The following is a 25,803-nucleotide window of genomic DNA, read 5'->3' as shown; positions in this document are numbered from 1 at the left end:
CGTGCTAACGGGACGCTCGGCGAGCGAGGACAGTAGCCCCCAGACCGCTATCGCGAACAGGACTGAGTGCCTCCGGGCCAGGCCGTCCGCCCAGGACGCGCTTTTGGTTACTTTTGGCAAGGACAAAAGTGACCCCGGTCCCGGGGAGGGACGGACTATACGGACCGCCGCGAATTCAAGTTTCACGAAAGCCTGAGCGAAGAAAGAAACCAAACACCGCAGCCCCCTCCATTGACTAGAATCAGCAAACAACCGCGCGCATCTGCGCGCATCGACGCTGCATCTCACCGAGTTCAGGTAGCATCTACGGCTCTTGAAGCCGCTGGACCGAATCATGAGCACACTCTCCGCCGACAAACTGCATGCATCGCTGCGTCGCGAAGCCTCATGGGGCCTGCGCGCCTTCAAGCAGTTCGCGGACGACCGCTGCACCGCAATGGCGGCCAGCATCGCGTTCTACTCCGCGTTCTCGCTCGCGCCGATGCTCGTGATGGTGATCGCGGTGGCCGGCTGGTTCTTCGGCGACGAAGCCGCGCGCGGGCAGATCTTCAGCCACGTTCACGGCCTGCTCGGCAACGAAGCCGCCACCGGCGTGCAGACCATCGTCCAGAATGCGCATCGCAGCGGCAGCGCGGGCGGCATCGCCGCGATCATCTCGTTTGCGCTGCTCGCCATCGGCGCATCGGCGACCTTCTCGTCGCTGAATACGGCACTCAGCATCATTTGGCCGCACACCGGCTCGCGCCCCTCGACCGTCGTCGCGCTCGTCAAGGTACGGCTCATCTCGTTCGGGCTCGTGCTCGGCGTGGCGTTCCTGCTGATCGTGTCGCTCGTGCTCGATACGGCCATCACGTTCGTCGGCCAATGGCTGTGGGGCAATACGCCCTACATCGTGATCGGCAATCTGCTGCAGTTGGCCGTCGGTCTCCTCGTGCTCGCCTTCGCGTTCGCCGCGCTGCTCAAATTCCTGCCCGATGCGCCGGTCGTCTGGCGCGACGCCCTGACAGGCGGCGCGGTCGCCGCCGTCCTGTTCTCCTGCGGCAAGAAGCTCTTCGCGCTCTACCTCGCGCATGCCGGGATGGCGAATTCGTTCGGCGCGGCAGGCTCGCTCGCGGTGCTGCTGATGTGGCTGTACTTCTCGGCGGCCGTGCTGCTGCTCGGCGCGGAGTTCGCGTCCGCTCGCGGCCACTTGCACGATCCGCGCGGCGCGTGGGGGCTGCAGAGCGAAGAGACGCGGCCAGGCAGCCGGGCGATGCTGGCTTCGGCGCTGGCGGCGTCGACGGTTTCGGCGGCTGCGCCAGCGCAGGCGGCGGAGAAGGCGGGCAGGGCATCCGGGGACGGCGCGGCGTCCGGAGAAGATGCGCTGCGGAATGCGGCCCTGCCCAGCGTGGCGGTACAGGCGCTCGAACTCGGCCGCCAGATCGGGCGCGCCGAACGCCAGGCGGCCCGCGCCACCGCCGCGACGCTGCTCGAGGCGGAGCGCCACGCCGCCGCCGCCGACCGCTATGTGCACCGGCATCCGTGGCGCGCCGTGATGCTCGCGGCAGGGGCGGCGCTGTTCCTCACGTCGATCGCGGGCCGCGGCAACGGCGGCGAATCCAGCCACTCGGCGGATCCCAAGCGATAAAGCAAAGGCTGGATCCGGGCCAATTGCCCGGCATTGGCTAAACACATCACAACGCCGCTGTCTAGCGGCCCAGATTGCCCGCCATTCGGGTGCATCACGCCGCATTTACGTGCAGCTGCTCCGAAATTAATCACATGCGCTTGATGTTTCGGGCACTTCCTTACGAATACATTTAAAAAACGCCCTCAAAGGGTGAAATACCGCCTCGCTTCGGCGAACTCTCCGCAGACGCGGCAATACAATATTTCCGATACAGCAACAATTCTTTATCCGCCTTATATATCAGCGGCTTGGGGCTATGTTTCATTTTCGAGACAGTGATTTTTTTCCAGTTCTAGCCAATCAGCACGTTGCGCTATTCTCCATTCCGCAACAAATAAACTAATCATCCGCGTGGAGAAATGATGAAAAAAATCGCTTTGTCGACCCTCTCGCTAGCCTTGCTCGGCGCCGCCGGCGCAGCGCAGGCTCAAAGCAGCGTCACCCTGTACGGCACGATCGATACGTCGCTGACGTATGTTCATCACGCTGATTCATCGGGCCAGAACCTGTGGGCGCTGGGCAACGCCAGCGGCGGCGACCTGTCGGGCACCCGCTGGGGCTTGAAGGGTTCGGAAGACCTGGGCGGCGGCCTGAAGGCGATTTTCCAATTGGAAAACGGCTTTGACCCGAGCAGCGGCAAGCTGCTCCAAGGCAGCCGTGAGTTCGGCCGTCAAGCGTTCGTCGGCATCGACGGCGGCGACAAGTACGGCACGTTCACGCTGGGCCGCCAGTACGACCCGCTCGTCGACATGGTCCAAGGCATCACGGCCGACAACTACTTCGGCAGCGTGTTCGCAACCGCCGGCGACGTCGACAACTACGACAACAGCTCGCGCACCAACAACGCGATCAAGTACGTGTCGCCGTCGTTCTCCGGCCTGCAAGTCGAAGGCATGTATGCACTGGGCGGCGTAGCCGGCCAGACGGGTTCGGGCCAGACGTGGTCGCTGGCTGCGGCCTATAACAACGGCCCGATTTCGGTGGCGGCGGGCTACTTCGTGGCCGACAACACGAACGGCAAGCGTACGGCGGATAGCAACGGCGACGGCTGGGGCGGCACGTCGGGCGGCACGTTCGACGGTTCGCTGATCAACCTCGGCTACCAGACGGCCAAGTCGATCAACATCGCTCGCATCGCCGGGCAGTACGTCGCAGGTCCGTTCACGTTCGGCGCCGGCTACAGCAACTCGCAGTACAAGAACGACGGCTTCTCGACGTTCACCTCGACCGAGAAGTACAACACGGGCCAAGGCTTCGCCAACTACCAGGCAACGGCTGCGCTGCTGCTGGGCCTCGGCTACAGCTACACGAAGTCGAGCGGCAACACCGCCGCGACCTACCATCAGATTTCGCTGGGCGCGGACTACAACCTGTCGAAGCGCACCGACGTGTACCTGGTTGGCGCCTACCAGCACGCGAGCGGCAATACGCTTAACGCGACTGGCACCGCCGTGGTCAACGCCGAGGCTTCGGTCGGTTCGTACGGTTACAGCAGCGGCAACAACTCGCAAGAGCTCTTCGCTCTCGGCCTGCGCCACAAGTTCTAATCGGACTTGACCGGCAGCTGAAGCAACACGCTGTGTAAAAAGCCCGTCCCGGCTCACGCCGGGACGGGCTTTTTTCGTAGTGGAGTTGACGCCTCATCGCGCCAAGCGTCCGACGCCTACCGCTGCGGCCGCGCCTTGTCGTCTTGCGCGAGCGTCTGCGCGGGCGTCGTGTGGCCCGCCTCCGCGCCGGCAAGCGGCGAGCGATGCAGCACGAGCGAGCGCTCGGGACGCTGCAGCGGCGCCTCGGCCCCATCGCGCCAGTTCGGGTCCGGAATCTCGGCGAACACCTGCCGCAGCCGCTCGCCCCAGGTCCGGTGAATCATCTCGAAGTAGGCGTTGTCCTGATCGATCGAGACGAATCGCGTGACGCGCAGCGCATCCGTCTCGTAGACCAGCAGGTCCAGCGGCATCCCCACCGACAGGTTCGAGCGCAGCGTCGAATCCATCGACACCAGCGCGCATTTCGCGGCCTCGCCGAGCGGCGTCGCGGGCGTCAGCACGCGGTCGATGATCGGCTTGCCGTACTTCGATTCGCCGATCTGGAAATACGGATTCACGCTCGACGATTCGATGAAGTTGCCCGCCGAGTAGATCATGAAGAGGCGCGGACGATTGAGCGTGCGCGCGCCGCCCTCGCCGTTCGCGCCCTGCCCGTTCGCCGTGCCGGCGATCTGCCCGCCGAGAATGAAGCTGCAATTGAAGTCGACGCCGAATTCCTGCAAGGCGCGCGCCTCGCGCTGATGCACGTCGCGCACCGCCTGGCCGACGACGCGGGCCACGTCGGGCATCGTCGGCGCCGTCCAGAGCGAGGGCCGGTCAGGATTCGACGGCTCGGAGAGCTCGTGGAGCACCGCCTGCGTCAGCGCGAGATTGCCCGCGCCAAGCAGGACCAGCACGCGTTCCCCAGGCTGCTCGAACACCGTCATCTTGCGCGCGGTGCTGATGTGATCGACACCGGCGTTGGTCCGCGTGTCGGACAAGAAGACGAGCCCGTCGTCGACGCACATCGCCACACAGTAAGTCATGGATTTTTCTCGTAATCGGAAGCCAACCAAACCCCGCTATTGTAATGCGCGGGCGGTGTCGGATAAGTGCTCCGGGGTGGTTTGGATCACGGATCGGCCGTTTACTGGCCTGTCCGGCGGCGCTTTTTCGCTGTCCGGGCGGAGCTGGAGTGGTTTTCGAACCACATCGGGCACCGGCAGTCATACGGCCCTCATTCGCAGACGACGAATCACCCCTTGCCACCGCCCCCTGCGCTGCGATGCAACACGACAACACGCCAGCCACCCAATTAGTACGAAATCCTGATTAATTCATCGAACCCAACTCCAAGACAGCAAGCCAAAGCGAATCGCCCCCGAGGCACACTATTCAGGATATCGACGTAATTATCAGAACATTCCAATTTTCAATATCAGGCACGGAAACCACGCCAATCGATTCAGCAAATCATGCACCGAAAATAATTGAAACCAGAATGAAAGCGCCCCGTCCCCAAGCTTTAACACGTGCGTGATGCAATGCCTCGCAATTCCGCAAAACACCCCCCATTGCCTGGCTCCGCTTCACGTCCCGTCGAGAGAGCGTTCGCGTTCAGGACGAGGCCACTTCGGCAATTCAATTAGAAAAAGGAGTTCCGACGATGTTTCCCCGTAAGCTGATCCCCGTTTCACTTGCGCTCGCCGGCTTGATCGCCGTCGCTGCACATGGGCAAGACGACGACCAGAGGTCGCACGACAGGTCGTGGCGCAACGAAGGAAGAACCGCAACTCCGATCAAGCATCTGGTGGTGATCTACGGCGAGAACGTCTCGTTCGATCACTACTTCGCGACCTACCCGGTCGCGACGAACCCCTCCGGCGAGCCCGCATTCAACGCCGCCGCGGGCACCCCGACGCCCAACGGCCTGTCCGGCGCGCTCTTGACCGCGAACCCGAACGACACGAACGCCGCCAACGGCGCCGGCGCGGCCAACCCGTTCCGCCTCGACCGCACGCAGGCAGCGACGGCCGACCAGAACCACGCGTATACGGCGGAACAGCAAGCGTACGACAACGGCGCCGCCGACCTCTTCCCGAAATACACCGGCCGCGGCACGAGCGGCGGCGCAGGCGCGTTCGGTACGACGGGCCAGGTGATGGGCTACTACGACGGCAACACCGTGACGGGGCTCTGGAACTATGCGCAAAACTTCGCGATGAGCGACAACGCCTACACGTCGACCTATGGCCCGTCGACGCCGGGTGCGCTCGAAGTCGTGTCCGGCCAGACCAACGGCATGCAGGTCGTGCTGACGACTAAGAAGCCGTCGGTGGCGGGCTCGTACTACGTGAACGACGGCCAAGGCGGCTTCACGATGATCAACGACGTCGACCCCGGCTACGACACCTGCTCGAGCACGACCGACCAGGCGCTGATGACGAGCAAGAACATCGGCGATCTCCTGAACGACAAGGACATCAGCTGGGGCGGCTTCATGGGCGGCTTCGACCTGACGAAGACCAACAGCAACGGCACGACGGGCTGCAAGCGCAGCACGTACTCGAGCGTCGTGGGGTCGACGACGGGCGACTACATTCCGCACCACAACTGGTTCCAGTATTTCGCGTCGACGGCAAACCCGCAGCACCAGCGCCCGAACTCGACGGCCGCGATCGGCCACACGCGGGAAAAGGACCACCGGACGATCGACCCGGCGAACCACCAGTACGACACGGACGACTTCTTCACGGCGGTCAAGGCGGGCAACTTCCCGGCGGTGAGCTTCCTGAAGGCCCCGGCCTATCAGGACGGCCACGCGGGCTACTCCGATCCGCTCGACGAGCAGGCCTTCGTGACCAAGGTGGTCAACTTCCTCGAGCAGCAGCCCGACTGGAGGCACACGGCGGTCATCGTCGCCTGGGACGACTCCGACGGCTGGTATGACCACCAGTACACGACGCCGACAAGCGCCTCGTACGATTCCGTCGCCGACCAGCTGAACGGCGCGGGCATCTGCGGCACCGGCAAGGCGCGGGAGGGCGTGCTCGGCAAGCCCGTCAACGGCCGCTGCGGCCCCGGCACGCGCCTTCCGTTCCTCGTGATCTCGCCGTGGGCGAAGCAGAACTACGTCGATCACACGCTGCTCACGCAAGCTTCGGTCGTGCGCTTCATCGAAGACAACTGGCTCGAAGGCGAGCGCCTCGGCGGCGGCTCGTTCGACGCGCGCTCGGGCAGCATCATGGACATGTTCGACTTCCGCGGCGGCGGCCGTAATCCGGTGATCTATCTGGACCCGACGACCGGCGAGCAGGTGGCGACGCCGCCGTCGATCTGACGAGAAGTTAGCGGGAGCCGCGGTTCCCTCGCGCCAAGCGCCGCAACGGACGCAAACGCGCAGGAGCCGCTACCGCTGTAGAGGGATGCTCACAGCCCGGCAACGGGCTGTAGCCGTTTCTGACTTCCGACAAAGACACGACTTCAATGAACGAATCGCAGAATGCCGCCGTTTCCGCGCCATCCGCGGACGCATCATCCTCAGGCGCGGCGAACCGCCGCGCGCGCCGGCTCGTCAGCGGCGCGCTGGCCGCGATGTGTGCCGCCGCCGGCCTGTCGGTGTGGGCGCTGAGCGCGCCAGACCAGACGCCCGCTCCGGTCGGCAAGATGGTGGAGCAGCTGACGGGCGCCAACCCGAATCCCGTGCACTTGGTGCGCCCCGCCGCCGCGCCGCTCTCCGCGATGGCGCAGCTCGGCAAGCAGATCTTCTACGACCAGACGCTGTCCGGCTCGGGCAAGATGTCGTGCGCCTCGTGCCATAGCGCCGAGCACGCGTACGGCCCGCCCAACGGCCTGCCGGTGCAGATGGGCGGCCCGTCGTTGACGCTCCAGGGCGACCGTCCGCCGCCCTCGTTGATGTACCTCTACCGTCAGCCGAACTTCAGCATCGGCCCCGACCAGGGCGACACCGAGGAAGCCGCCAACCTGACCCAGGCCGCGACGGCGGCAAGCGGCGTGGCGCGCGCGCAGAAGACGGCGGGCGTCGCGCCGGCCGCGCCCGCGATGGTGCCGCAGGGCGGTCTGTTCTGGGACGGCCGCGTCGACACGCTGCAGGCGCAGGCGATCGGCCCGATGCTGAACCCGACCGAGATGGCGAACCCGAGCCTCGAAGCGATCGCCGGCAAGCTCTCCCACAGCTCCTATCGCGCGGCGTTCGCGCAGCTCTTCGGCCAAGCCATCTTCGACAATCCGAAGATGCTCGTGTCGGAGGCGATGTTCGCGGTGGCGCGCTACCAGTTCGAGGACGTGTCGTTCCATCCGTACACGAGCAAGTACGATTACTGGCTCGAAGGCAAGGCTCGCCTCACGCAGGCCGAGCTTCATGGCCTGCAGCTCTTCAACGATCCGCAGAAGGCCAACTGCGCCGGCTGCCACCTGTCGAAGCCGGGCAAGGACGGCCTGCCGCCGATGTTTACCGACTACCAGTACGAAGCGCTCGGCGTGCCGCGCAACACGGCGCTCGCGGCGACGAAGAACCCCAAGTACTACGACATGGGGATCTGCGGCCCCTACCGGACCGACCTTTCAAAGCAGACGCAATATTGCGGCATGTTCCTCACGCCGACGCTGCGCAATTCGTCGACGCGCAAGGTGTTCTTCCACAACGGCGTCTACCACACGCTCGACGAGGTGATGGCGTTCTACAACCTGCGCGACATCGATCCGGCGAAGATCTACCCGCGCGACGCGCACGGCAAGGTGACCAAGTACAACGACCTGCCGGCCCGCTACCGCGCGAACATCGACAAATCCGATGCCCCGTTCGACCGCAAGTTCGGCGACAAGCCGTCGATGACCGACGACGATATCCGCGACATCATCGCCTTCATGAAGACGCTGAACGACGGCTATCAGCCGGATCCGAAGATGGCGCTCGACCAGAAGCCGCAATAGCGCTTCGACGGGAGGACAGACGGCGCGCGCCTGTCCTCCCGCCTCTCTCCCCATAGCACTTTTCGCCAATCCCCGCGCAGCGCCGCCGAAGCCGGCCTCTACGATCAAAGCCATTTGAACCGCCTTTTCAAGCGCACCTATGGCGTGACGCCCGGCACTTACGCCGGCTTACATCCGCGGGGTTGATTGAGACTGACGCAAAAAAATCCCCGCGAACTTCCGCTCGCGGGGATTCCGATCAGCTTGCGCTCGCGGCGCCGCGCTCAACAGCACGCGGCGATGCCAGCACGCGCGGCTATTACGCCGCTGCTGCGTCCTTCAGCTTCTTCAGCGCGCGCGCCTTGATGCGCACCGATGCCGGCTTGGCCGGGAACCAGCGCTCTTCGCCCGTGAACGGGTCCTTGCCGAAGCGCTTCTTCTTCGCCGGCACGGCTTGCACGACGATCTTCAGAAGGCCGGACAGCGTGAACTCGCCTGCGCCCTTCTTGTGGACCGTACCGAGGATCGTGTCTTCGAGTGCGGCCAGCACAGCCTTGACGGACTTCGGCTCGACAGCAGCGCGCTCAGCGAGGTGAGCAGCCAGCGAGGCCTTCGTGAAGGTGTCCTTGATCGGCGACGGTGCGCCGGACGCCTTCACGGCGACCTTCTTAGCCGCTACTTTCTTCGCGGGAGCTTTCGTTGCGGCTGCTTTCTTAGCCGGTGCGGGGGCAGCCTTCTTGGCTACCTTTTTTGCGGAAGTCGCCATGTTTCTCCTACCAGTTGTGGTCAGTGATGAACCGAAGCGCGCGAGATATACGCGCGCTTCAACGGCGGATTCTACATACGCCACAACGTTTCGTGCATCTCTTTTGTGTTATTCCCGCTGCTTTATCGCGCGATGTGTTGCGCGGCGCAGACTGTCCGATGCATTTTGAGCCTTGTTTCAGCGGTCAAAATGCGTTTGGATTGCTTCGGGCACCGTGTTTTCCCGAGTCTTCGAGACGCTGCGGCAGCGAACGGATACGATGCGCTGATGCGTGCATAGAGCGCGAAGAGCTTCGACATGACGCGAACGATCCCCTCCGAACACCTGCCGGACGACGCGCATAGCGGCGCGCGGGACGCCTCCGGCGCATCGTCTTTTCTTGCCGAGCAGTTCGACGAGCACGCCGAATGGCTCGAGCCCGACGGCCTCGGCGGCTTCGCGTCGGGCACCGCGGGCGGCGAGCGCACGCGCCGCTATCACGCGCTGCTGCTCGCGGCGACGCATCCGCCGACGGGCCGCGTGGTGCTCGTCAACGGCCTTCAGGCGTGGCTCGAAACGCCCGGCGGCAACGTGCCTTTGTCGACGCAGCGCTACCTTCCCGATGTTGTCCACCCCGATCTCGCGCCGCATCTGATCGCGTTCGACGTCGCGCCCTGGCCGGTCTGGCGCTTCCGGATCGACGGCGCGGCCACGCTCGTCTACGAGCTGTTCGTCGCGAAGGGCTATGGGGAAACCGTGCTGCGCTGGAGGCTCGAAGGCGCGCAAGACGTGGCTGGTCCGCTTCGCTTGAAGGTGCGGCTGCTGCTCTCCGGACGCGACCACCATGCGCTGCACCACGAAAACGCGGCCTTCTGCTTCTCCTGCCGCGAGGCGGGCGGCAACGTCGCATGGCGCCCCTACGGCGATTTGCCCGCTATCGCCGCACTGACGAACGGCACGTATGAGCACGCGCCGGACTGGTATCGCCATTTCCTCTACGTCCGCGAGCGCGAGCGGGGCCTCGACTTCAGCGAGGATCTCGCGACCCCCGGCGTGTTCGCGTTCGACGTGGCCGCGCGCGACGCCGTCATCATCCTGCGCCCGAACGGCGAACTCGGCGACGACGCCAAGACGCGCGCCGCCGAGCTCGCGCGCGCCGAGCATGCGCGCCGCGCCGCGTTCCGCTCGCGCACGCGCTTGTCCGCCGACGCGTACTTCGTCGAGCGCGGCACGGGCCAGACGCTCGTCGCCGGCTACCCGTGGTTCACCGACTGGGGCCGCGACACCTTCATCGCGCTGCGCGGTCTCGCGCTCGGCACGCGCCGCTACGGCGACGCCGAGGCGATCCTGCTCGACTGGTCGCGCACGGTGTCGCAAGGAATGCTGCCCAACCGCTTCCCCGACGACGGCAGCGAGCCGGAATACAACGCCGTCGATGCATCGCTATGGTTCATCGTCGCGGTGCACGACTACCTGCGCACCGACCACGCGAGCCACACGACCCGCTCGACCTTGCGCCATGCCGTCGACGCCGTGCTCGAAGGCTACGCGCGCGGCACCCGCTATGCGATCGGCGCGGATACGGACGGGCTCGTCCGCGCCGGCGTACCGGGCGTCCAGCTCACGTGGATGGACGCGAAAGTCGACGGCCGGGTCGTCACGCCGCGCATCGGCAAGCCGGTCGAGGTCCAGGCGCTGTGGATCAACGCGCTGCGGACCTCGCTCGACTGGACCGCGCAATGGCAAAGCCTCGAAGAGCGCGCCACGCAGGCGTTTCTCGCGCGCTTCGTCAATCCGCAGACAGGCGCGCTGTACGACGTCGTCGACGTCGATCACGAGCCCGGCCGCGTCGACGCGAGCATCCGGCCGAACCAGATCTTCGCGGTGGGCGGCTTGCCATTCACGCTCGCGACAGGCGAAACGGCGCGCCATATCGTCGAGCAAGTCGAAGCCGATTTGCTCACGCCGCTCGGGCTGCGCACGCTCGCGCCGGGCGATCCGAACTATGCAGGCGCTTACACGGGCAACGTGCGGCAACGCGATGCGGCCTATCACCAGGGCACCGTCTGGCCCTGGCTGATCGGTCCGTTCGTCGAAGCCTGGCTGCGCGTGCACGGCAGTTCGCCGCATACGCGCGCCGAAGCGCGCCGCCGCTTCCTCGCGCCGCTCTTCGCGCATTTGCGCGTCGACGGGCTCGGCCACGTCTGCGAGATCGCCGACGGCGACGCGCCGCACGCGCCGCGCGGCACGCCGTTTCAAGCGTGGTCGCTCGGGGAGCTGCTGCGTATCGAATCGCTGCTGGCGTCGGTGCAGCCGAACGGCCGCTCGGGTACGGTGCGGCGCACATAAGCCCCGCGAATGCGCTAAATTGGCCTCTTCCGCTCCTCGTCCGAGGAAGTCGCCATGCTCAGTCCGCGCCGCTCCAAGCTTCTCGACACCGTCGAAGGCCACCGCCTCCATGGACCCGACATCGCACGCTGGCGCCGCTGGGGCCCGTACCTGAGCGAACGCCAGTGGGGCACGGTGCGCGAGGACTACAGCGCGAACGGCACGGCATGGGACTACTTTCCGCACGATCACGCACGCAGCCGCGCCTACCGCTGGGGCGAGGATGGCATCGGCGGCTTCGGCGACGACACGCTCGACTGGTGCATGAGCGTCGCGCTCTGGAACGGGCGCGACGCGATCGTGAAGGAGCGCCTGTTCGGCCTGACCAATGACGAAGGCAACCACGGCGAGGACGTCAAGGAGCTGTATTTCTATCTCGACGGCACGCCCACGCATTCCTACATGCGGATGCTCTACAAATATCCGCAGGCCGCGTTCCCCTATTCGGACCTCGTTGCGGAAAACGCGCGGCGCGGGGCTGCCGATCCCGAATACGAAATCCTCGACACCGGCGTGTTCGACGGCGATCGATACTTCGACATCCATATCGAATACGCCAAGGGCGACCCCGGCGACATCGTCATGCGCGTCACCGTCGAGAACCGCGCGAGCGAGCCCGCGGAGCTCGACGTGCTGCCGCAGATCTGGGCCCGCAACCGCTGGTCATGGTGGCCCGGCCAGCCGAGGCCGTCGCTGTCGCTCGAAGCGGCCGAAGGCAAGACCTGCGTGATCGCGCGGCGCGCGGGCCACGAGCCGCTCGTCGTGACGGCGGGCGCAGACGCGCCCGTCGAATGGCTCTTCTGCGAAAACGACACCAACGTGCGGCGGCTGTTCGGCATGGACGGCGCGGGACCGTTCAAGGACGGCTTCAACGACTACCTCGTCGCCGGCGACAAGCATGCGATCCGCCGCGACCGCGGCACGCGCGCGGCGGCCCGAGTGCATCTGCGGCTTGCGCCCGGCGAAAAGCGTGTCGTGCATCTGCGCGTGCGCGCCGAATCGGCCGAACGCTCGGCGCATATCGACGCGAGCGCGATCTTCGCGATGCGCCGCGCGGAAGCGGACGAGTTCTACGCGGCGCTGCAGGAAGACCTCGACGACGCCGATGCGCGGCTCGTCCAGCGCCAGGCGCTCGCGGGGATGCTATGGGGCAAGCAGTATTACCAGTTCGACGTGACGCGCTGGCTCGACGGCGACCCCGCCCAGCCGAAGCCGCCGCGCGCGCGGCGCACGGCGCGCAACGCCGACTGGCGGCACTTGTCGAATTGCGACATCGTCTCGATGCCCGACAAATGGGAGTACCCGTGGTACGCCTCGTGGGACCTTGCGTTCCATGCGGTGGCGTTCGCAATGATCGACCCTGACTTCGCCAAGCACCAGTTGACCCTCCTGATCAAGGATCGCTACCAGCATCCGAACGGCCAGCTGCCCGCCTACGAATGGGCGTTCTCCGACGCGAACCCGCCCGTTCACGCATGGGCGGCGTGGCGCGTCTACGAAATGGACAAGGCGGCGACGGGCCGCGGCGACCGCATGTTTCTCGAGCGCATCTTTCACAAGCTGCTCTTGAATTTCTCGTGGTGGGTGAACCGCAAGGACGCCGCCGGCCACAACATCTTCCAGGGCGGCTTTCTCGGGCTCGACAACGTCGGCATCTTCGACCGCTCCGCGCCGCTGCCGACCGGCGGCCGCATCGATCAGGCCGACGGCACCGCTTGGGTCGCCGCCTATGCGCTCGACCTGATGCAGATCGCACTCGAGCTTGCGATCGAGAATGCGGTGTTCGTCGATATCGCCGTGAAATTCTTCGAGCACTTTCTCTATATCGCGGAAGCGGTCGGCTGCAGCGACGCCTGCGACACGGGCCTCTGGGACGACGAAGACGGCTTCTACTACGACAAGCTGCGTCTGCCCGACGGCAGCAGCGTGCCGCTCAGGATGCGCTCGATCGTCGGGCTAATTCCGCTCTTCGCAGTGCGCGTGCTCGAGCAGCGCACGCACGGCAGCCTGCCGGGCTTGCGCGAGCGGCTTCTCTGGTTCCTGGAGCACCGGCCCGATCTCGCGCGGCTCGTGTCGCGCTGGCATGAGCCGGGCGCGGGCAACAGCGCGTTGCTCTCGCTGTTGCGCGGCCATCGGATGAAATGCCTGCTGCGGCGCATGCTCGATGAAAACGAGTTCCTGTCGCCGCACGGCGTGCGCGCGCTCTCGCGCGTGCATTGCGAAACCCCGTTCACCTTCCGCCACGACGGCGACCATTTCTACGTGAAGTACCTGCCGGCGGAATCGGATTCGCACGTGTTCGGCGGCAATTCCAACTGGCGCGGGCCCGTATGGATGCCGGTGAATTTCCTGCTGATCGAATCGCTATTCGAATTCCATCGCTACTACGGCGACGATTTCCGCGTCGAATACCCGACCGGCTCTGGCCAGAAGTATTCGCTGCGCGAGATCGCGTTCTTCCTCGCGCGCCGCGTGACGACGCTGTTCCTCAAAGACGCCGGCGGCAAGCGCCCGGTGATGGGCGCGTACCCGAAGCTGCAGGCGGACCCGCGCTGCGACGACCTCGTGCTCTTTCACGAGTATTTTCACGGCGACAACGGATGCGGCGTCGGCGCTTCGCACCAGACCGGCTGGAGCGGGCTCGTCGCGCTGCTGCTGCAGCCGGGGATGGTGTCGTGCGCGCATGGCGTGCGCGCGCCTGAAACGGAAGCGCTGGAGACGCAGGCCGAAAGCGTGGTGAAGTGAGGAAGCGCTCGGGCATCCGTCGCACGAAGCGTGCAGCGTCGCTAACGAAACGGCGCTTGAGCGGACCGATCGTGGACATGCGCACAATCCAACTCATTTCGCATCAAAAAGGCCACTTCGTCTATTAGAATGGATCGCCCTGTCCAAAGCCGAGCTTGCGGAGCCTGGGTGCCGCAAGCGCCGATCCTGTGTTTCTCGAACGAACGCAAACCGGAGAACCGCGATGAGTAAACGGTCGTCGAAAGACGAATTGGAGCTTCTCAATCAAACCACCGAGGCCACCCTGGCCGCCCTGACGCTGCAAATCAGCGCATTCGTTCACAACGGCACACTCGACAGCCGCTGTGCCGCAAAGCTCATTAAACGGTTAAGACAAGAAGCCGACCTCGTGTTCGACGGCGGTAATTCGACCGAGGAAGGACGTCATGAACTCGCCAAGGCATTGGACGCTGTCGACGCGTCGCTTCGCGAGCACGACGCCGGACTGCTGGTCGCGGCCCACGCCGCGTTGCGCGTCACTGAAGAAACGCCGCGCGATAAAGCCTGAAGCGCCGTGCCGATCAGAATTGCTGGGCGCGCAGCGATTCCAGTTCGGCGCGGCACATCGAACCGAATTCGATGAGGATGTCGATCGAGCCGTCCGCGAGCATCTCCCGCAACTCGACGAATGTCCTGTCGGGACTCAGGTACGTATCGACGATCGCTCGCCCGATGCGATCGGCCTCCTCCACGACCTGCCGCGAGGATTGCACCCGCATCCGGTTGATCTTCGCGTAGAGACTGGCAAGCGAATGCAGATCCGGCTCGCCATGCTGGAGCGCATGGACGTAGCATGCGGACGCCTCCTCGATGAAATCCTTGTAAAGCTCCTGGCGGCGCGCCCGGTCCTGCAGGAGCCAGTCTGCCCGCGCCTGTGTCCGTTGCGTCATCCATGACGCCAATACCGACGTCAGGCCGCCGATGATCGCGCCGACCAGTGCGGCGAGCGCCGAAAGAACCGTTGAGTTCATGGTTTTGTTTTTTCAGCCGACTGGCGAATCGTCCGAGCAATCCGCTCGCAAGCGAGTACGAGACCATAGTCCGCCAAACTATGCAATTGCCGGTTCAAACAAGGGTTCGGCTCTTTTCGTGACCTACAATGGGTCACTAGAGCGCTGCACACTGTTGGCGAGATACCCGGCGACGACGTGCAGGACTCGTGCCGGAGGACTGCCATGCCGACTTACCAATATCGTTGCGAAAAGTGCGGCGAGACGTTCGAGCATGTCGAACACCTCGCCGAACATGAGAAGGCCCATCCGCCCTGCCCGAAATGCGGGAGCGAGCAGGTGCAGCACGTACCCACCCCGTTTGTCGCGCAGACGTCGAGAAAAAGCTGATCGGACCCGCGGCACGCGGGTCCGATGCGTCTCATCGCCGATGGCGGCCTTCCATCACGACTGACCCAGCGCCGGATCGCTCATGCTGCTGCTGCCCGTCTCGACGTGGCCGGCGAGCCAACGCTCGAACGTCGGGTCCGATTCGACCGTCACGCGCAGGTCGTACCAGCCGTACTGCGCGCGCAGATCGATGTAGACGCTCACGCTCTCGCCGCCCGCGACCGATTTCCTGAGGACGTTGCCGCGGTCGTACGCGTTGAAGATCGCGAACTGGCAAGCCGCCGTGCCCGCGTTCTTGAGCGTGAGCTGGATGTTGCCGTTGGCGACGTCGTAGCTTTCCACCACATCAGGCAACGCCACGTCGGTCCCGCTCCACCAGTGCGTCGCCACCGCCTTGCCCGCGAGACGGCGGAAGAAGCCGTTCGGGCCGTGCACCGAGAAGCCGTAGCTCCCGTCGCTGGCGAGCGCGAGCTGGTCCTTCAGGCGCGTCCCGGCGGCGACGGTGTAGGTGCGCGGCGCACCTGTGCTGTGCGCTGCGTAGACGAGGAACGCCGCGCCCGCCTGCCCCTTGTTGACGAACTCGATGTTGAACTTGCCCTGGTTCGCTTGCGGCAGGCCGTGCGCGAACAGCTCATACGGCAGCGCGCGCGCCGGACGCACACCGGGCTCTTGCTGCGGAACCGCCTGCACGAGCGGCGGCACCGGCACGTAGTCCGGATGACGCAGCTGGTCGGGCGGCACGTAGCCGCTCGTGCTCGGCAGCGTCGGCAAAGCGGCGTTCGGATTCGTGAAGTCGAACGCGCGCGTGAGGTCGCCGCATACCGCACGGCGCCACGCCGTGACGTTCGGCTCGGCGAGATTGTGGTCGTGGCCGAAACGGCGCTCGATGAAGCGGATGATCGACGTATGGTCGAACGTCTCCGAGCACACCCAGCCGCCCTTGGACCACGGCGACACCACGAGCATCGGCACGCGCGGCCCGAGGCCGTAGGGACCCGCCGAATACGTCGAGTTGCCGGCGAAATACTCGTTGGCAGTATCGACGTTCGACAAGCCCGTTGCGCTCGTCGACGGCGCGAACGGCGCCGCGACGTGATCGAAGAAGCCGTCGTTCTCGTCGTAGGTGACGAGCAGGACCGTCTTGCTCCAGAGGTCGGCGTTCGACGTCAGGATCTGCAGCACTTGATCGACGTACCACGCGCCGTAGTTCGCGGGCCAGTTCGGATGCTCCGAGTACGCTTCGGGCGCGACGATCCACGAGACCTGCGGCAGCGTATTGTTCTGCACGTCCTGCTTGAGGACGTCGAAGTAGCCGCCGCTCACCGCCACGTTGGTGCCCGTGCGCGCGTTGTCATAGAGCGGATTGCCCGGCTGCGCGTTGCGGTATTGATTGAAATAGAGGAGCGAGTTGTCGCCGTAGTTGCCGATGTAGGCATCGCTCGTCCAGCCCCACGAGCCCGCGGCGTCGAGCCCGTTGCCGATGTCCTGGTAGATCTTCCACGAAACGCCCGCCTGCTGGAGCACTTCCGGATACGTCGACCACGAGTAGCCCGCTTCGGCGTTGTCGATCACCGGGCCGCCGCCGTTGCCGTCGTTGCCCACCCAGCCGGTCCACATGTAGTAGCGGTTCGGGTCGGTCGGCGTCATGCCCGAGCAGTGGTAGGCGTCGCAGATCGTGAACGCGTCGGCGAGCTGGTAGTGGAACGGGATGTCCTGGCGCGTCAGGTAGGCCATCGTCGTCGAGCTCTTGGCCGGCACCCACTGATCGTAGACGCCGCCGTTCCACGCCGCGTGCGTCGTGTTCCAGTCGTGCGGCAGGTCCTTCAGGAACTGCAGGCCGAGGTCCGGCGCGCTCGGGCGGAACGGCAGCACGTAGCCCGCGTCGCCGGCGAGCGGCTGATACCAGACCGGCTTGCCCGAAGGCAGCGTGATCGTGCGCTTGTCGCCGTATCCGCGCACGCCTCGCAGCGTGCCGAAATAGTGGTCGAACGAGCGGTTCTCCTGCATCAGGATGACGATGTGCTCCACGTCCTTGATGCTGCGAGTTGCGTTGTTGGCGGGAATGGCGAGCGCGTTGCGGATGCCTGCGGGCAACGCGCCCATCGCGGCTGCGGCGCCGGCCGCCTGAGCGGCGGCGCGCAGAAAGTCACGTCGGCTATTCGAAGTCATATTCGTTTCTTTTAAATAAGGATGGAATAAGACGGCACGCGAGCGGGCGATACGCGTCGACGAGTACAGCCTGTTGGGGGACCAGCTAACGACGAGAAAGCGAACTACGAAAAGCTGAAAGCCGATTGCAGCCGATTCAATCCGCCGAATGAAATACCGGCGTCTGAAGCGGAGGAAGCGGCGCCGATGCGCCAGTTGCCGCCGGCGTTTGCGGGGCAGCGAATCCTTGTGCGAGAACTGGAGCTTGCTGAGTGTTTGCGCGAGCGTTCGTGTCGAATGTGCCGGGCAGCTGCGGCGTGCGCTCAGCCGCGTCCTGCCGGCTTGGCGCGCTTGCGCCGTCGTCGTTGCTGCAAGCCGCCACGGCAAGGCACACAATGGCTGCCGCACAAGCGCAAACGGTCTTGATGAGCACGATCTTTCTCCACGCGCGAAGCGCGCGCCAGCTTAATAAGAATCGGAAAGGCGATTAAGCATAGAAAGCGATCATGTCCAATTTGTGAATTGGAGTAGACCACTTGAGAATGACGCGAAGCGGTATTTTCAATGCGCCTTTAGATACATATTTTTACTATTTATCGCTTGCTGTTTTATGCTTGATTAAGGCTTGCCAATAATGGCTGGCGATTCCAAGGATCGTAAGGTTTAGGCTTTCGTGAAACTTGATTTCGCGCCGGTCCGTATAGTCCGTCCCTCCCCGGGACCGGGGTTACTTTGGTCTTGCCCAAAGTAACCAAAGGCGTGTCCTGGGCGGACGGCCTGGCCCGTTAGCACTCAGTCCTGTTTGCGGTAGCGGTCTGAGGGCTACCGTTGTCGCCCGCCGTTCGTCCCGTTAGCACGCGGCACAGAATGGCGCTGAGTCGAATCAAATCAATGCTCGCGCTAAGAAAAGGCCTAAAGAGACTTGTCTTGCGATGATGCGGATGCGCTCGTGCTCACTTTTAAACTCAGGCAACTGGCGCCCGGCCTAACCGATGTCCTCCATTTGCTTCGTCGCAGCGCCATTCCGTGCCGCGTGCTAACGGAACGTGCGGCGGGCGATAACGCTTGCCCATCGACCGCTATCGCTGGCAGGACTGAGTGCTAACGGGCCAGGCCGTCCGCCTAGGACACGCCTTTGGTTACTTTGGGCAAGACCAAAGTGACCCCGGTCCCGGGGAGGGACGGACTATACGGACCGCCGCGAATTCAAGTTTCACGAAAACCTAAGCGGCAGTTAACCGTAACGCCGCGCAAAATCGGTCAACCATTGTGTAAGCGTAGCGGCCGCGTCCAACGTGACGGCGTTATATAGCGACGCCCGCAATCCGCCGATCGAGCGGTGCCCTTCGAGCCCGTGCAAGCCGTCGCGTTGCGCGGCCTCCAGAAACAGCGTTTCCGTCACCGTATCGGGCAAGCGGAACGCGATGTTCATCGTCGAGCGGCACGACCGCTCCGCATGCACGCGATAAAAGCCGGGGTACGCGTCGAGCGCGCCGTACACCGCCCTCGCCTTCGCGCGATTGATCTCGGCCATCGCCGCGACACCGCCGATCTCGCCGCGCAGCCAGCGCGTCACCAGCATCAGCACGTAGATCGCGAAGACGGGAGGCGTGTTGTACAGCGAGCGCGTGTCGATATGCGTGCGGTAGTCGAGCATCGTCGGCAGCGAGCCGCGCGCGCGTCGCGCAAAATCGTCGCGCAGGATGACCACCGTGACCCCTGACGGCCCGAGGTTCTTTTGCGCGTGCGCGTAGATCAGCGCGTAGCGCTCGACATCGATGGGCCCCGCCAACAGATTCGACGACATGTCGCAGACGAGCGGCACGCCGGGCAGGCCGGGCGCTTCTGCGAACTCGAGGCCTTCGACCGTTTCGTTGGAAACGTAGTGCAGATAAGCGGCATCTTCCGACAGCCGCAATTCGTCCGCCTGGGGCAGGCGCGTATAGCGTTCGTCGTAGCCGTCCCAGATGACGCTCGCGTGGCCTTCGTGACGCGCCTCCACCGGGGCCTTCGCGCTCCAGTAGCCGGAGACGATGTACTCGGCGCGCTGCTTGGTGCCGCGCAGGAAGTTCATCGGCAGCATCGAGAACTGCAGGCTGCTGCCGCCCTGCATGAAGAGCACGTGATAGTGGCGCGGAATGTCCAGCAGCTCGCGCAGGTTGTGTTCCGCTTCGTCGAGCACCGCACGAAACCATGCGGAGCGGTGGCTCATGCCGAGCACGGAAAGCCCCGTCTCGGGCAACGCCTCGATGGCGTCGCGCGTCTGGCGCAATACCGGCGCCGGCAAGGCGCCAGGGCCGCCGGAGAAGTTCATTTGCGTGCTCGTTTGCATATTCACTCAGCGCCCCGAACGCTCGCGCGCAGCGCCTGCAGTTGTCCGAACGCATCGACGATGCGCTGCACATGCTTGTTCTTGTGCGCCAGCACGCCGTCGCTGCGCTCGTAGTGCGCAAGCATCGTCGCGTTGGCCTCGAAAACGAAGACTCGTCCGTCGGGCAGCACGGTGAAGTCGATGCCGCCGTAGTCGAGGTCGAGCCTGCGTGCGATCGCGGCAATCGCAGCCATCGCACGGTCGCCGAGCGCGGCCCGGGGATCTTCGAGAAAACGCCGCTCTTCGTCGAGCTTCCAGGCGTGCTGCTCCATCTCGGCGGAGAAGTAATGCACCATCCAGTGCGGCGAAATCGCGAGATGGTAGGGATAGGGCTCGCGGTCGACGAAGATCATCCGGTACTTGCGGTAGTAGCCGTCCGCCGAGTGAGTATCGACAAACGCAGTCATATAGTGCGTGCCGTCGAGCGTCTTCAGTTTCGCTTGAAGCGCGTCGAGCGAGTCGCAGCGCGCGAGGCCCTCGCCGCCGTGCGTCGCGGTGGGACGCGCCAGCACCGGCAACACGATGCCCGCGGCCGCCAGCCATTGCAAAAGCGCGTCGCGCGAAGCGGGCGCGGCTTCGGCGCGCACACATGCCGCCGCCGCAACGCCGTCGAGATCGCGCAGTAAGCCCGGAAGCCGGTCACGGAAAGTCCGGGCGATCGCGGCGGGCGGATTGAGCAGTGCACGTTCGCAGCGCGCGGCAAAGCGCTCGAGTCTCGCCATGAGCGGCGCGGCGACATCCGGATCGCCTATCGCGTTGAACACGAGGTCGTAGGGCGGCAACTGCGCATCCTCTTCGTCGCGCGCGTAGTCGATGGCGTATTTGATCCGGCCGCACGCGGCGCTTGGCAGCAGTGCATCGAACGGGACATTGCCGGCGCCTTGGCCCGTGCAGAGAATCAGCACGTCGCGCACCGGATCGCCCGCGCGCTCGACGAACACGCGCTGGATTGCGTAGGCTTTTGCGCGGCACGCCTCGGCCTCGGCAAAGCGGCCCTCGTCGGCGTGAATGGCCGCGAGGTTCTGATAGGCGACGGCAACGTTCGGATCGATCGCGAGCACGAGGCGATACCAGCGCACGGCCGCTTCGGTGTCGCCCTTCATGAAATAACCGGTGGCGACCATGCACAAGTCGCCGGCCGACACATCGGGCGATCCGGCCGCGCGGGCTTCGAGCGTTTGCGCGGCGATCGAATGGGCCAGCGCGCCGAGCTCGTCGCCTTGCGAGCGCAAGGCGTCCGCCAGCGAACGATGCAACGCGGCGTCTTGCGGCGCGGCGTCGAGCGCGCGCCAAAGCGCATCGAGCGGCTCCGCCGCTTGCGGCACGCCGCGGGCGTGTTGTGGATCTCGAGTCATCGCCGTATGGGGAATCCGTTCTCGTGGCGGCTCGGATGGAGCCGCCCGAAGCATACCCGCCGTCGCTGTCATCCAGATTACAGCGGCGCAGGTGGCGGCTACGAGGATTTACGCTTGCCGCGGCTTGCAAGCAGCAGGCACGCACCATACGCGTACCGCACCAGCATGCACGATCACGGTCGTGTGTCGCGGCGATGACAAATCGATCCGCAGCGAGCGCGAAATTGGCGCATTCGCAACCCAAAGCAATCTTTCAAATCGCCAATTTTTATCGCGCATGCGAAAGACGATTGTCGAGTTCCCAGAAGACGCCAGAATTACTTACGAATAATTGCCTGCCTATACTTCCGCGTCAGTCGTACTCTGGAACAGCAATGGAAAGCGGTACGAAGCACGTGAAAGGCTTGAACGGCCTGAGGGCGCTGGCGGTCATCCTGGTGTTCCTCTCGCACAAGGCCCATCTCGCATCCGTCGATGCGGGCAAGCTCGGCGTATGGATCTTCTTCTTCATCAGCGGGTTCCTGATCGTCGGCGAGCTGCATCGCAACCGTACCGGCATCGAACACGGCATGCAGGATTGCCGCACCGTGATTGCCGTGTTCTTCGCCAAGCGCGCGCTGCGCATCTTTCCCGTCTACTACCTGCTGCTCGCCGCGCTCGCGATCGCGCATCGGCTGTTCTACCAGCGCGGCGTCGATCTCGGCATCGTCTGGCACTTCGTGTTTCTGTCGAACCTGTGGATCGGCGTCGTCAAACGGATGTGGCCCGGCACCGTCTCGCATTTCTGGAGCCTCGCGGTCGAGCAGCAATTCTATCTCGTCGCGCCATTCACGCTCGTACTCACGCGCGCGAAGCGGCACTTGCGGATGTGCGCGGCGTTCGTGCTCGTCTGCGCGGCGCTGCATCTCGCGCTCTATGCGGCCGGCGCAAACTCGCCGCTGATCTATGCGTTCTCGCCTTGGAATTTCGCGCTGCTCGCGCTGGGCGGAATGTGCAGCATGGCAAGCGCCGATCCGCGCGTTGCCGCTCACATGCGCCGTACGTCGTGGCTGGCGGCAGGCCTCGCCGGAACTTGCGTGTTCGCTTCCCAGCCGTTGTGCGCAGCCGACGCTGGCCCACTGGCGCTCGGATGGATCGACCTCGGCCTTTCCGTCTCGCTCTGCTGTTTCTTTCTCTACGTCGTGAACCGGCAGGACAGCGTGCTGGTGACCGTGCTGGAAACGCCGGCCCTCGATTATCTCGGCACCATCAGCTACGGGTTCTATCTCATTCACAACCTGATTCCGTCTAAGCTGGGCGCAGCGCCCGCGCTCTATGCGCGGATGCATTTACCAACCGAGCTTCAGCAGGCGTTGCCGGCCGTGCTGCAATTCCTGTTGTCGCTGCTGCTCGCGCATCTCTCCTGGCGCCTGCTGGAAAAACGCGTGCTGGCGCTGAAAAAGCCTGTCGAAGCCGAGCTGAAGCGGCGCATGCGCGCGCCTGCCCAGCCGCAGCCGTATTGAACGGTCTTCCTCCTAGTGACAGCGGCCGCTGCGCCAGCCGTTCGCGCGCAGCAAGCGCAAAAAAAGCATCGCGCCGCAACGTCGTTGCGGCGCGATGCCAATGGGGGGAATGCGATCGATGACGCGCGAGGGCTTCAGGCAGCCGATGCAAAAACCGGCAGACAGCCGCGCAAATAAGCCTCGAATTCCTTGCTGACTTCAGGGTGCCGCAGCGCGAGCTCGACGGTCGCCTTCAGGTAGCCGAGCTTGCTGCCGCAGTCGAAGCGGGTGCCGTAGTAGCGGTACGCGAGCACCTGCTCTTCCGTGAGGAGCGACTGCAGCGCATCCGTCAATTGCAACTCGCCGCCGGCGCCCGGCTTGAGCTTCTTGATGTGGTCGAAGATGCTGGGCATCAGCACATAGCGGCCGACCACGCCGAGATTCGACGGCGCGACTTCCGGCGCCGGCTTCTCGACGATGCCCGACAGCTTGATGACGTCCTCTTCCCATTCGCGCCCTTCGACGACGCCGTATGAGCGGCTGTCTTCACGCGCGATCGCTTCGACGCCCACCACCGAGCTGTGGTAGTGATTGAACACTTCGACGAGCTGCTTCATCACCGGCTGCTGACCGTGCAGCAGGTCGTCGGCGAGAATCACGGCGAACGGACTGTCCGCCACGAGCTTCTCCGCGCACAGCACCGCGTGGCCGAGGCCGAGCGCTTCCGGCTGGCGCACATAGAAGCAGTCGACGTGACTCGGCTTGATGCTGCGCACGAGGTCGAGCAGCTTCTGCTTGCCGCGCGCCTCGAGCTCGGCCTCGATCTCGTAGGATTTGTCGAAGTGATCTTCGATGGCGCGCTTGCTGCGCCCCGTGACGAAGATCATTTCAGTGATCCCGGCCTCGATCGCCTCCTCGACCGCATATTGAATCAGCGGCTTGTCGACGATGGGCAGCATCTCCTTGGGGCTCGCCTTGGTGGCCGGGAGAAACCGCGTGCCCAGGCCCGCCACGGGGAACACGGCTTTGGTGACTTTCAACATCGTGAGAATTCCCAGTCGTGTTGTGAATGACGCGCGGATAAGAATTCGCGGGCAGCCGATTTTTATCCGCGCATGAGATGAATACCAAATTACCGATCAATGGGAATGGGTCGAGTAAATTCGACCTATTCCAGTCACACCTTTGCTATTCGATTTCTTCCATTTTCGGAAGATCGCCGTTGGCCCAGCCAAAATGACCGATCGGCTCGTTCTTCAGGGCGTCCCGATAGGCTGAGATCGCAGCCAGGATCAGCAGCACGGCGACGCCGGCAACCCAATGCAAGTCCATGACGCACTCCTTGTCAGATCGATTCGAGTACAAAACTATCATGAAAAAATCGGCAAATAATTGGCATTACGCCAACGCTAATTTTTTCCGTAATTCACTCGCCGCGACACTGGACGGATGAATAGGGATTGCGAATTTATTTACTTATTGCACGCCTTCTCGCTGCGCTAGGATGAAGGGCGGCTCGCGGCCCCCTCGCGCGCTGCGCCAGGACATTCCAACAGCCCGGACGACGATCTCGAATGAGCGATTTCCAAGCGTTGCAGACCGCCGCCGCGAACCCCGCGTTCCCGGCCCTCCGTCAATCCGATGCGCGAGCCGCGGCGGCCCCGAAGGATTTCGTCATCGACGCGATGCGCGGCTTCGCAGCCTTACTGGTCGCTTACTTCCATTGCAGACAAGTCGTCTGGGTCGGCATGGAGCAGTTTCATCGCGCTCTCGGGCATGCGCTCAATCCCGGCGCCATCGCCGGATACCTGACGCTGCCGATCGCCTGGGGCTCCGCCGGCGTGCCGATCTTCTTCGTCATCAGCGGCTACTGCATCCATCGCAACGCGGCGTTGCGGCTCGCCGCGAACCCGCAATACCGGCTCGATGCGCGCAATTTCTGGGCCCGGCGCTTCGCGCGCATCTATCCGGTCTTGCTCGCCGCGCTCCTGCTGACGCTCGCGCTCGATACGATCAGCCTGCACTTTCCGCCGGTCAGTCACAAGATCCGCGACATCGGGCTCTATCCGTTCCTCGTCAACCTGTTTTCGCTGCAAGGCGTGGCGGGCTATACGTATGGCTCGAATGGCGCGCTGTGGACGCTGTCGCTCGAAGTCCAGTTCTATGCTGTCTATCCGCTCGTCTTTGCGGCCCGGCGGCGCTTTGGAATGAATGCGGTGCTGGCGGCGGTGGCCATCGTGAATGTCGCCTCGGCGCTTCTGCTCGAGCGTCATGACGTGCAGTTCTTCACGTCGTACTGGCTGTCGTGGATGATCGGCGCGTATATCGCCGACGTGCGTGCGACTGCTGCGGACGGCTCCCGCGGCAAGTCCGCGCTTTGGTACGCCGCAGCGGCTGCGCTGACCGCGCTCGGCTGCGCCGCCTTTCACTTCGGTCAATACGGCGCGTTCCAGCTTTGGGCGCTTGGCTTCGCGTGCTATCTCTACAAGGCGCTCGATCGTACGGCGCCGCCTCATCTCGCATCACGCGTGCTCGCGCGGTTAGGAGACTTCAGCTATTCGCTGTATCTCGTACACCTGCCGATTTTCGTGTGCCTGGGGTCGGTGTTGTTCCGGTCGTCGTTGCAGCTTTCGATCTGGCCTTCGCTCGCGTTTATGCCCGTTGCGATCGGCATCGCTTATGGGTTTTATCGGCTCGTCGAGCTGCCCGCGATGCAGTGGTCGGGGAGTATCAAGCCTAAGACTCGCTAATGAAACTGGCTTCGGGTTCTTTTGCCAAGGTTTTCGCGAAAACTTTGAATTCGCGGCGGTCCGTATAGTCCGTCCCTCCCCGGGACCGGGGTCACTTTGGTCTTGCCCAAAGTAACCAAAGGCGTGTCCTAGGCGGACGGCCTGGCCCGTTAGCACGCGGCACGGAATTGCGCTAAGTCGAATCAAATCAATGCCAGCGCTAAGGAAAGCGCTTAAAGGGACTTGTCTTGCGATGCTGCTTTATGCATTCCCGCTGACTTTTAATCGTAGGCAACATGGAGCGCAGCCAATTCGACGCCTTCTATTTGTTTCGT

Annotated in this window: 19 protein-coding genes; 11 read left to right on the top strand and 8 right to left on the bottom strand. The window is 64.2% G+C overall.

The features are described 5' to 3' along the window. Window positions 1-334: 334 nt before the first annotated feature. Window positions 335-1,627 (top strand): YhjD/YihY/BrkB family envelope integrity protein, encoded by a 1,293-nt coding sequence (locus tag FAZ69_RS16270; protein WP_136896091.1) that lies wholly within the window; start codon window positions 335-337, stop codon window positions 1,625-1,627. Window positions 1,628-2,031: 404 nt separating this feature from the next. Next, window positions 2,032-3,216, top strand: a complete 1,185-nt coding sequence (locus FAZ69_RS16265) for a porin (RefSeq protein WP_136896090.1) — start codon at window positions 2,032-2,034, stop codon at window positions 3,214-3,216. Window positions 3,217-3,332: 116 nt separating this feature from the next. Here FAZ69_RS16265 and FAZ69_RS16260 read toward each other — a convergent pair whose 3' ends face one another. Continuing rightward, window positions 3,333-4,241, bottom strand: coding sequence for a proteasome-type protease (locus FAZ69_RS16260; protein WP_136896089.1), 909 nt, complete (start codon window positions 4,239-4,241; stop codon window positions 3,333-3,335). A gap of 620 nt (window positions 4,242-4,861) precedes the next feature. Between FAZ69_RS16260 and FAZ69_RS16255 the strand changes: the two genes are divergently transcribed. From FAZ69_RS16255 to FAZ69_RS34225, 3 genes are all read left to right on the top strand, one after another. Further along, the gene (locus FAZ69_RS16255) at window positions 4,862-6,535 is read left to right on the top strand and encodes a phospholipase C (RefSeq protein ID WP_136896088.1); all 1,674 of its coding nucleotides are present in this window, start codon (window positions 4,862-4,864) and stop codon (window positions 6,533-6,535) included. 146 nt (window positions 6,536-6,681) lie between these two features. Continuing rightward, on the top strand, window positions 6,682-8,148 hold the full coding sequence (locus FAZ69_RS16250; protein WP_136896087.1) for a cytochrome-c peroxidase: 1,467 nt from the start codon (window positions 6,682-6,684) through the stop codon (window positions 8,146-8,148). A gap of 30 nt (window positions 8,149-8,178) precedes the next feature. Then, entirely contained in the window at window positions 8,179-8,334 is a 156-nt protein-coding gene (locus FAZ69_RS34225) for an AraC family transcriptional regulator (protein ID WP_206171211.1), read from the top strand. A gap of 112 nt (window positions 8,335-8,446) precedes the next feature. On the opposite strand, the gene FAZ69_RS16240 is transcribed toward FAZ69_RS34225, so the two are convergent. Beyond that, the gene (locus tag FAZ69_RS16240) at window positions 8,447-8,893 is read right to left on the bottom strand and encodes an HU family DNA-binding protein (protein WP_136896086.1); all 447 of its coding nucleotides are present in this window, start codon (window positions 8,891-8,893) and stop codon (window positions 8,447-8,449) included. Between the two features lie 297 nt (window positions 8,894-9,190). Here FAZ69_RS16240 and FAZ69_RS16235 point away from each other — a divergent pair, with 297 nt between their 5' ends. From FAZ69_RS16235 to FAZ69_RS16225, 3 genes are all read left to right on the top strand, one after another. Further along, complete coding sequence (locus FAZ69_RS16235) at window positions 9,191-11,221, top strand: amylo-alpha-1,6-glucosidase (RefSeq protein WP_136896085.1); 2,031 nt, start codon at window positions 9,191-9,193, stop codon at window positions 11,219-11,221. Window positions 11,222-11,275: 54 nt separating this feature from the next. Then, complete coding sequence (locus FAZ69_RS16230; RefSeq protein ID WP_136896084.1) at window positions 11,276-14,005, top strand: MGH1-like glycoside hydrolase domain-containing protein; 2,730 nt, start codon at window positions 11,276-11,278, stop codon at window positions 14,003-14,005. Between the two features lie 223 nt (window positions 14,006-14,228). After that, window positions 14,229-14,552 carry a hypothetical protein gene (locus tag FAZ69_RS16225; protein WP_136896083.1) on the top strand — a complete coding sequence of 108 codons (324 nt, stop codon included), beginning with the start codon at window positions 14,229-14,231 and terminating at the stop codon, window positions 14,550-14,552. 13 nt (window positions 14,553-14,565) lie between these two features. Here FAZ69_RS16225 and FAZ69_RS16220 read toward each other — a convergent pair whose 3' ends face one another. After that, entirely contained in the window at window positions 14,566-15,015 is a 450-nt protein-coding gene (locus tag FAZ69_RS16220) for a hypothetical protein (RefSeq protein ID WP_136896082.1), read from the bottom strand. Between the two features lie 204 nt (window positions 15,016-15,219). Here FAZ69_RS16220 and FAZ69_RS16215 point away from each other — a divergent pair, with 204 nt between their 5' ends. Then, window positions 15,220-15,384: an FmdB family zinc ribbon protein gene (locus tag FAZ69_RS16215; RefSeq protein WP_136896081.1), complete on the top strand. Its 165-nt coding sequence runs from the start codon at window positions 15,220-15,222 to the stop codon at window positions 15,382-15,384. Window positions 15,385-15,438: 54 nt separating this feature from the next. On the opposite strand, the gene FAZ69_RS16210 is transcribed toward FAZ69_RS16215, so the two are convergent. The 3 genes from FAZ69_RS16210 to FAZ69_RS16200 all read right to left on the bottom strand — a co-directional run bounded on the left by FAZ69_RS16210 (window position 15,439) and on the right by FAZ69_RS16200 (window position 21,258). Continuing rightward, the gene (locus FAZ69_RS16210; protein ID WP_136896080.1) at window positions 15,439-17,553 is read right to left on the bottom strand and encodes a phosphocholine-specific phospholipase C; all 2,115 of its coding nucleotides are present in this window, start codon (window positions 17,551-17,553) and stop codon (window positions 15,439-15,441) included. Between the two features lie 1,213 nt (window positions 17,554-18,766). Then, window positions 18,767-19,846, bottom strand: coding sequence for a 3-phosphoserine/phosphohydroxythreonine transaminase (gene serC / locus FAZ69_RS16205; RefSeq protein WP_240702264.1), 1,080 nt, complete (start codon window positions 19,844-19,846; stop codon window positions 18,767-18,769). A gap of 20 nt (window positions 19,847-19,866) precedes the next feature. Beyond that, window positions 19,867-21,258, bottom strand: coding sequence for an ATP-grasp domain-containing protein (locus FAZ69_RS16200; RefSeq protein WP_136896079.1), 1,392 nt, complete (start codon window positions 21,256-21,258; stop codon window positions 19,867-19,869). A 374-nt stretch (window positions 21,259-21,632) separates the two neighbouring features. Here FAZ69_RS16200 and FAZ69_RS16195 point away from each other — a divergent pair, with 374 nt between their 5' ends. Continuing rightward, window positions 21,633-22,760, top strand: a complete 1,128-nt coding sequence (locus FAZ69_RS16195; protein WP_240702262.1) for an acyltransferase family protein — start codon at window positions 21,633-21,635, stop codon at window positions 22,758-22,760. Between the two features lie 134 nt (window positions 22,761-22,894). On the opposite strand, the gene galU is transcribed toward FAZ69_RS16195, so the two are convergent. Together galU and FAZ69_RS33290 are read right to left on the bottom strand one after the other, a co-directional pair. Next, the gene (galU, locus tag FAZ69_RS16190) at window positions 22,895-23,782 is read right to left on the bottom strand and encodes a UTP--glucose-1-phosphate uridylyltransferase GalU (protein WP_136896077.1); all 888 of its coding nucleotides are present in this window, start codon (window positions 23,780-23,782) and stop codon (window positions 22,895-22,897) included. A 145-nt stretch (window positions 23,783-23,927) separates the two neighbouring features. After that, entirely contained in the window at window positions 23,928-24,071 is a 144-nt protein-coding gene (locus FAZ69_RS33290) for a hypothetical protein (protein WP_169708668.1), read from the bottom strand. Window positions 24,072-24,313: 242 nt separating this feature from the next. Here FAZ69_RS33290 and FAZ69_RS16185 point away from each other — a divergent pair, with 242 nt between their 5' ends. Beyond that, window positions 24,314-25,489 carry an acyltransferase family protein gene (locus FAZ69_RS16185; protein ID WP_136896076.1) on the top strand — a complete coding sequence of 392 codons (1,176 nt, stop codon included), beginning with the start codon at window positions 24,314-24,316 and terminating at the stop codon, window positions 25,487-25,489. Window positions 25,490-25,803: the final 314 nt, after the last annotated feature.

Origin of the sequence: Trinickia terrae, from assembly GCF_005144415.1 — a bacterium.
In the GTDB taxonomy this organism is placed as follows: domain Bacteria; phylum Pseudomonadota; class Gammaproteobacteria; order Burkholderiales; family Burkholderiaceae; genus Trinickia_A; species Trinickia_A terrae.
This window is presented reverse-complemented; position numbering and strand designations above follow the sequence as displayed.

Excerpts from the sequence above, each read along its gene's own strand:
- FAZ69_RS16265 (WP_136896090.1), top strand. The coding sequence starts at position 2,032 with ATGAAAAAAATCGCTTTGTCGACCCTCTCGCTAGCCTTGCTCGGCGCC.
- FAZ69_RS33290 (WP_169708668.1), bottom strand. The coding sequence starts at position 24,071 with ATGGACTTGCATTGGGTTGCCGGCGTCGCCGTGCTGCTGATCCTGGCT.
- serC (WP_240702264.1), bottom strand. The coding sequence starts at position 19,846 with ATGAACTTCTCCGGCGGCCCTGGCGCCTTGCCGGCGCCGGTATTGCGC.
- FAZ69_RS16230 (WP_136896084.1), top strand. The coding sequence starts at position 11,276 with ATGCTCAGTCCGCGCCGCTCCAAGCTTCTCGACACCGTCGAAGGCCAC.
- FAZ69_RS16210 (WP_136896080.1), bottom strand. The coding sequence starts at position 17,553 with ATGACTTCGAATAGCCGACGTGACTTTCTGCGCGCCGCCGCTCAGGCG.
- FAZ69_RS16240 (WP_136896086.1), bottom strand. The coding sequence starts at position 8,893 with ATGGCGACTTCCGCAAAAAAGGTAGCCAAGAAGGCTGCCCCCGCACCG.
- FAZ69_RS16200 (WP_136896079.1), bottom strand. The coding sequence starts at position 21,258 with ATGACTCGAGATCCACAACACGCCCGCGGCGTGCCGCAAGCGGCGGAG.
- FAZ69_RS16195 (WP_240702262.1), top strand. The coding sequence starts at position 21,633 with ATGGAAAGCGGTACGAAGCACGTGAAAGGCTTGAACGGCCTGAGGGCG.
- FAZ69_RS16215 (WP_136896081.1), top strand. The coding sequence starts at position 15,220 with ATGCCGACTTACCAATATCGTTGCGAAAAGTGCGGCGAGACGTTCGAG.
- FAZ69_RS16255 (WP_136896088.1), top strand. The coding sequence starts at position 4,862 with ATGTTTCCCCGTAAGCTGATCCCCGTTTCACTTGCGCTCGCCGGCTTG.
- galU (WP_136896077.1), bottom strand. The coding sequence starts at position 23,782 with ATGTTGAAAGTCACCAAAGCCGTGTTCCCCGTGGCGGGCCTGGGCACG.
- FAZ69_RS16225 (WP_136896083.1), top strand. The coding sequence starts at position 14,229 with ATGAGTAAACGGTCGTCGAAAGACGAATTGGAGCTTCTCAATCAAACC.
- FAZ69_RS16220 (WP_136896082.1), bottom strand. The coding sequence starts at position 15,015 with ATGAACTCAACGGTTCTTTCGGCGCTCGCCGCACTGGTCGGCGCGATC.
- FAZ69_RS16270 (WP_136896091.1), top strand. The coding sequence starts at position 335 with ATGAGCACACTCTCCGCCGACAAACTGCATGCATCGCTGCGTCGCGAA.
- FAZ69_RS16235 (WP_136896085.1), top strand. The coding sequence starts at position 9,191 with ATGACGCGAACGATCCCCTCCGAACACCTGCCGGACGACGCGCATAGC.
- FAZ69_RS16260 (WP_136896089.1), bottom strand. The coding sequence starts at position 4,241 with ATGACTTACTGTGTGGCGATGTGCGTCGACGACGGGCTCGTCTTCTTG.
- FAZ69_RS16185 (WP_136896076.1), top strand. The coding sequence starts at position 24,314 with ATGAGCGATTTCCAAGCGTTGCAGACCGCCGCCGCGAACCCCGCGTTC.
- FAZ69_RS16250 (WP_136896087.1), top strand. The coding sequence starts at position 6,682 with ATGAACGAATCGCAGAATGCCGCCGTTTCCGCGCCATCCGCGGACGCA.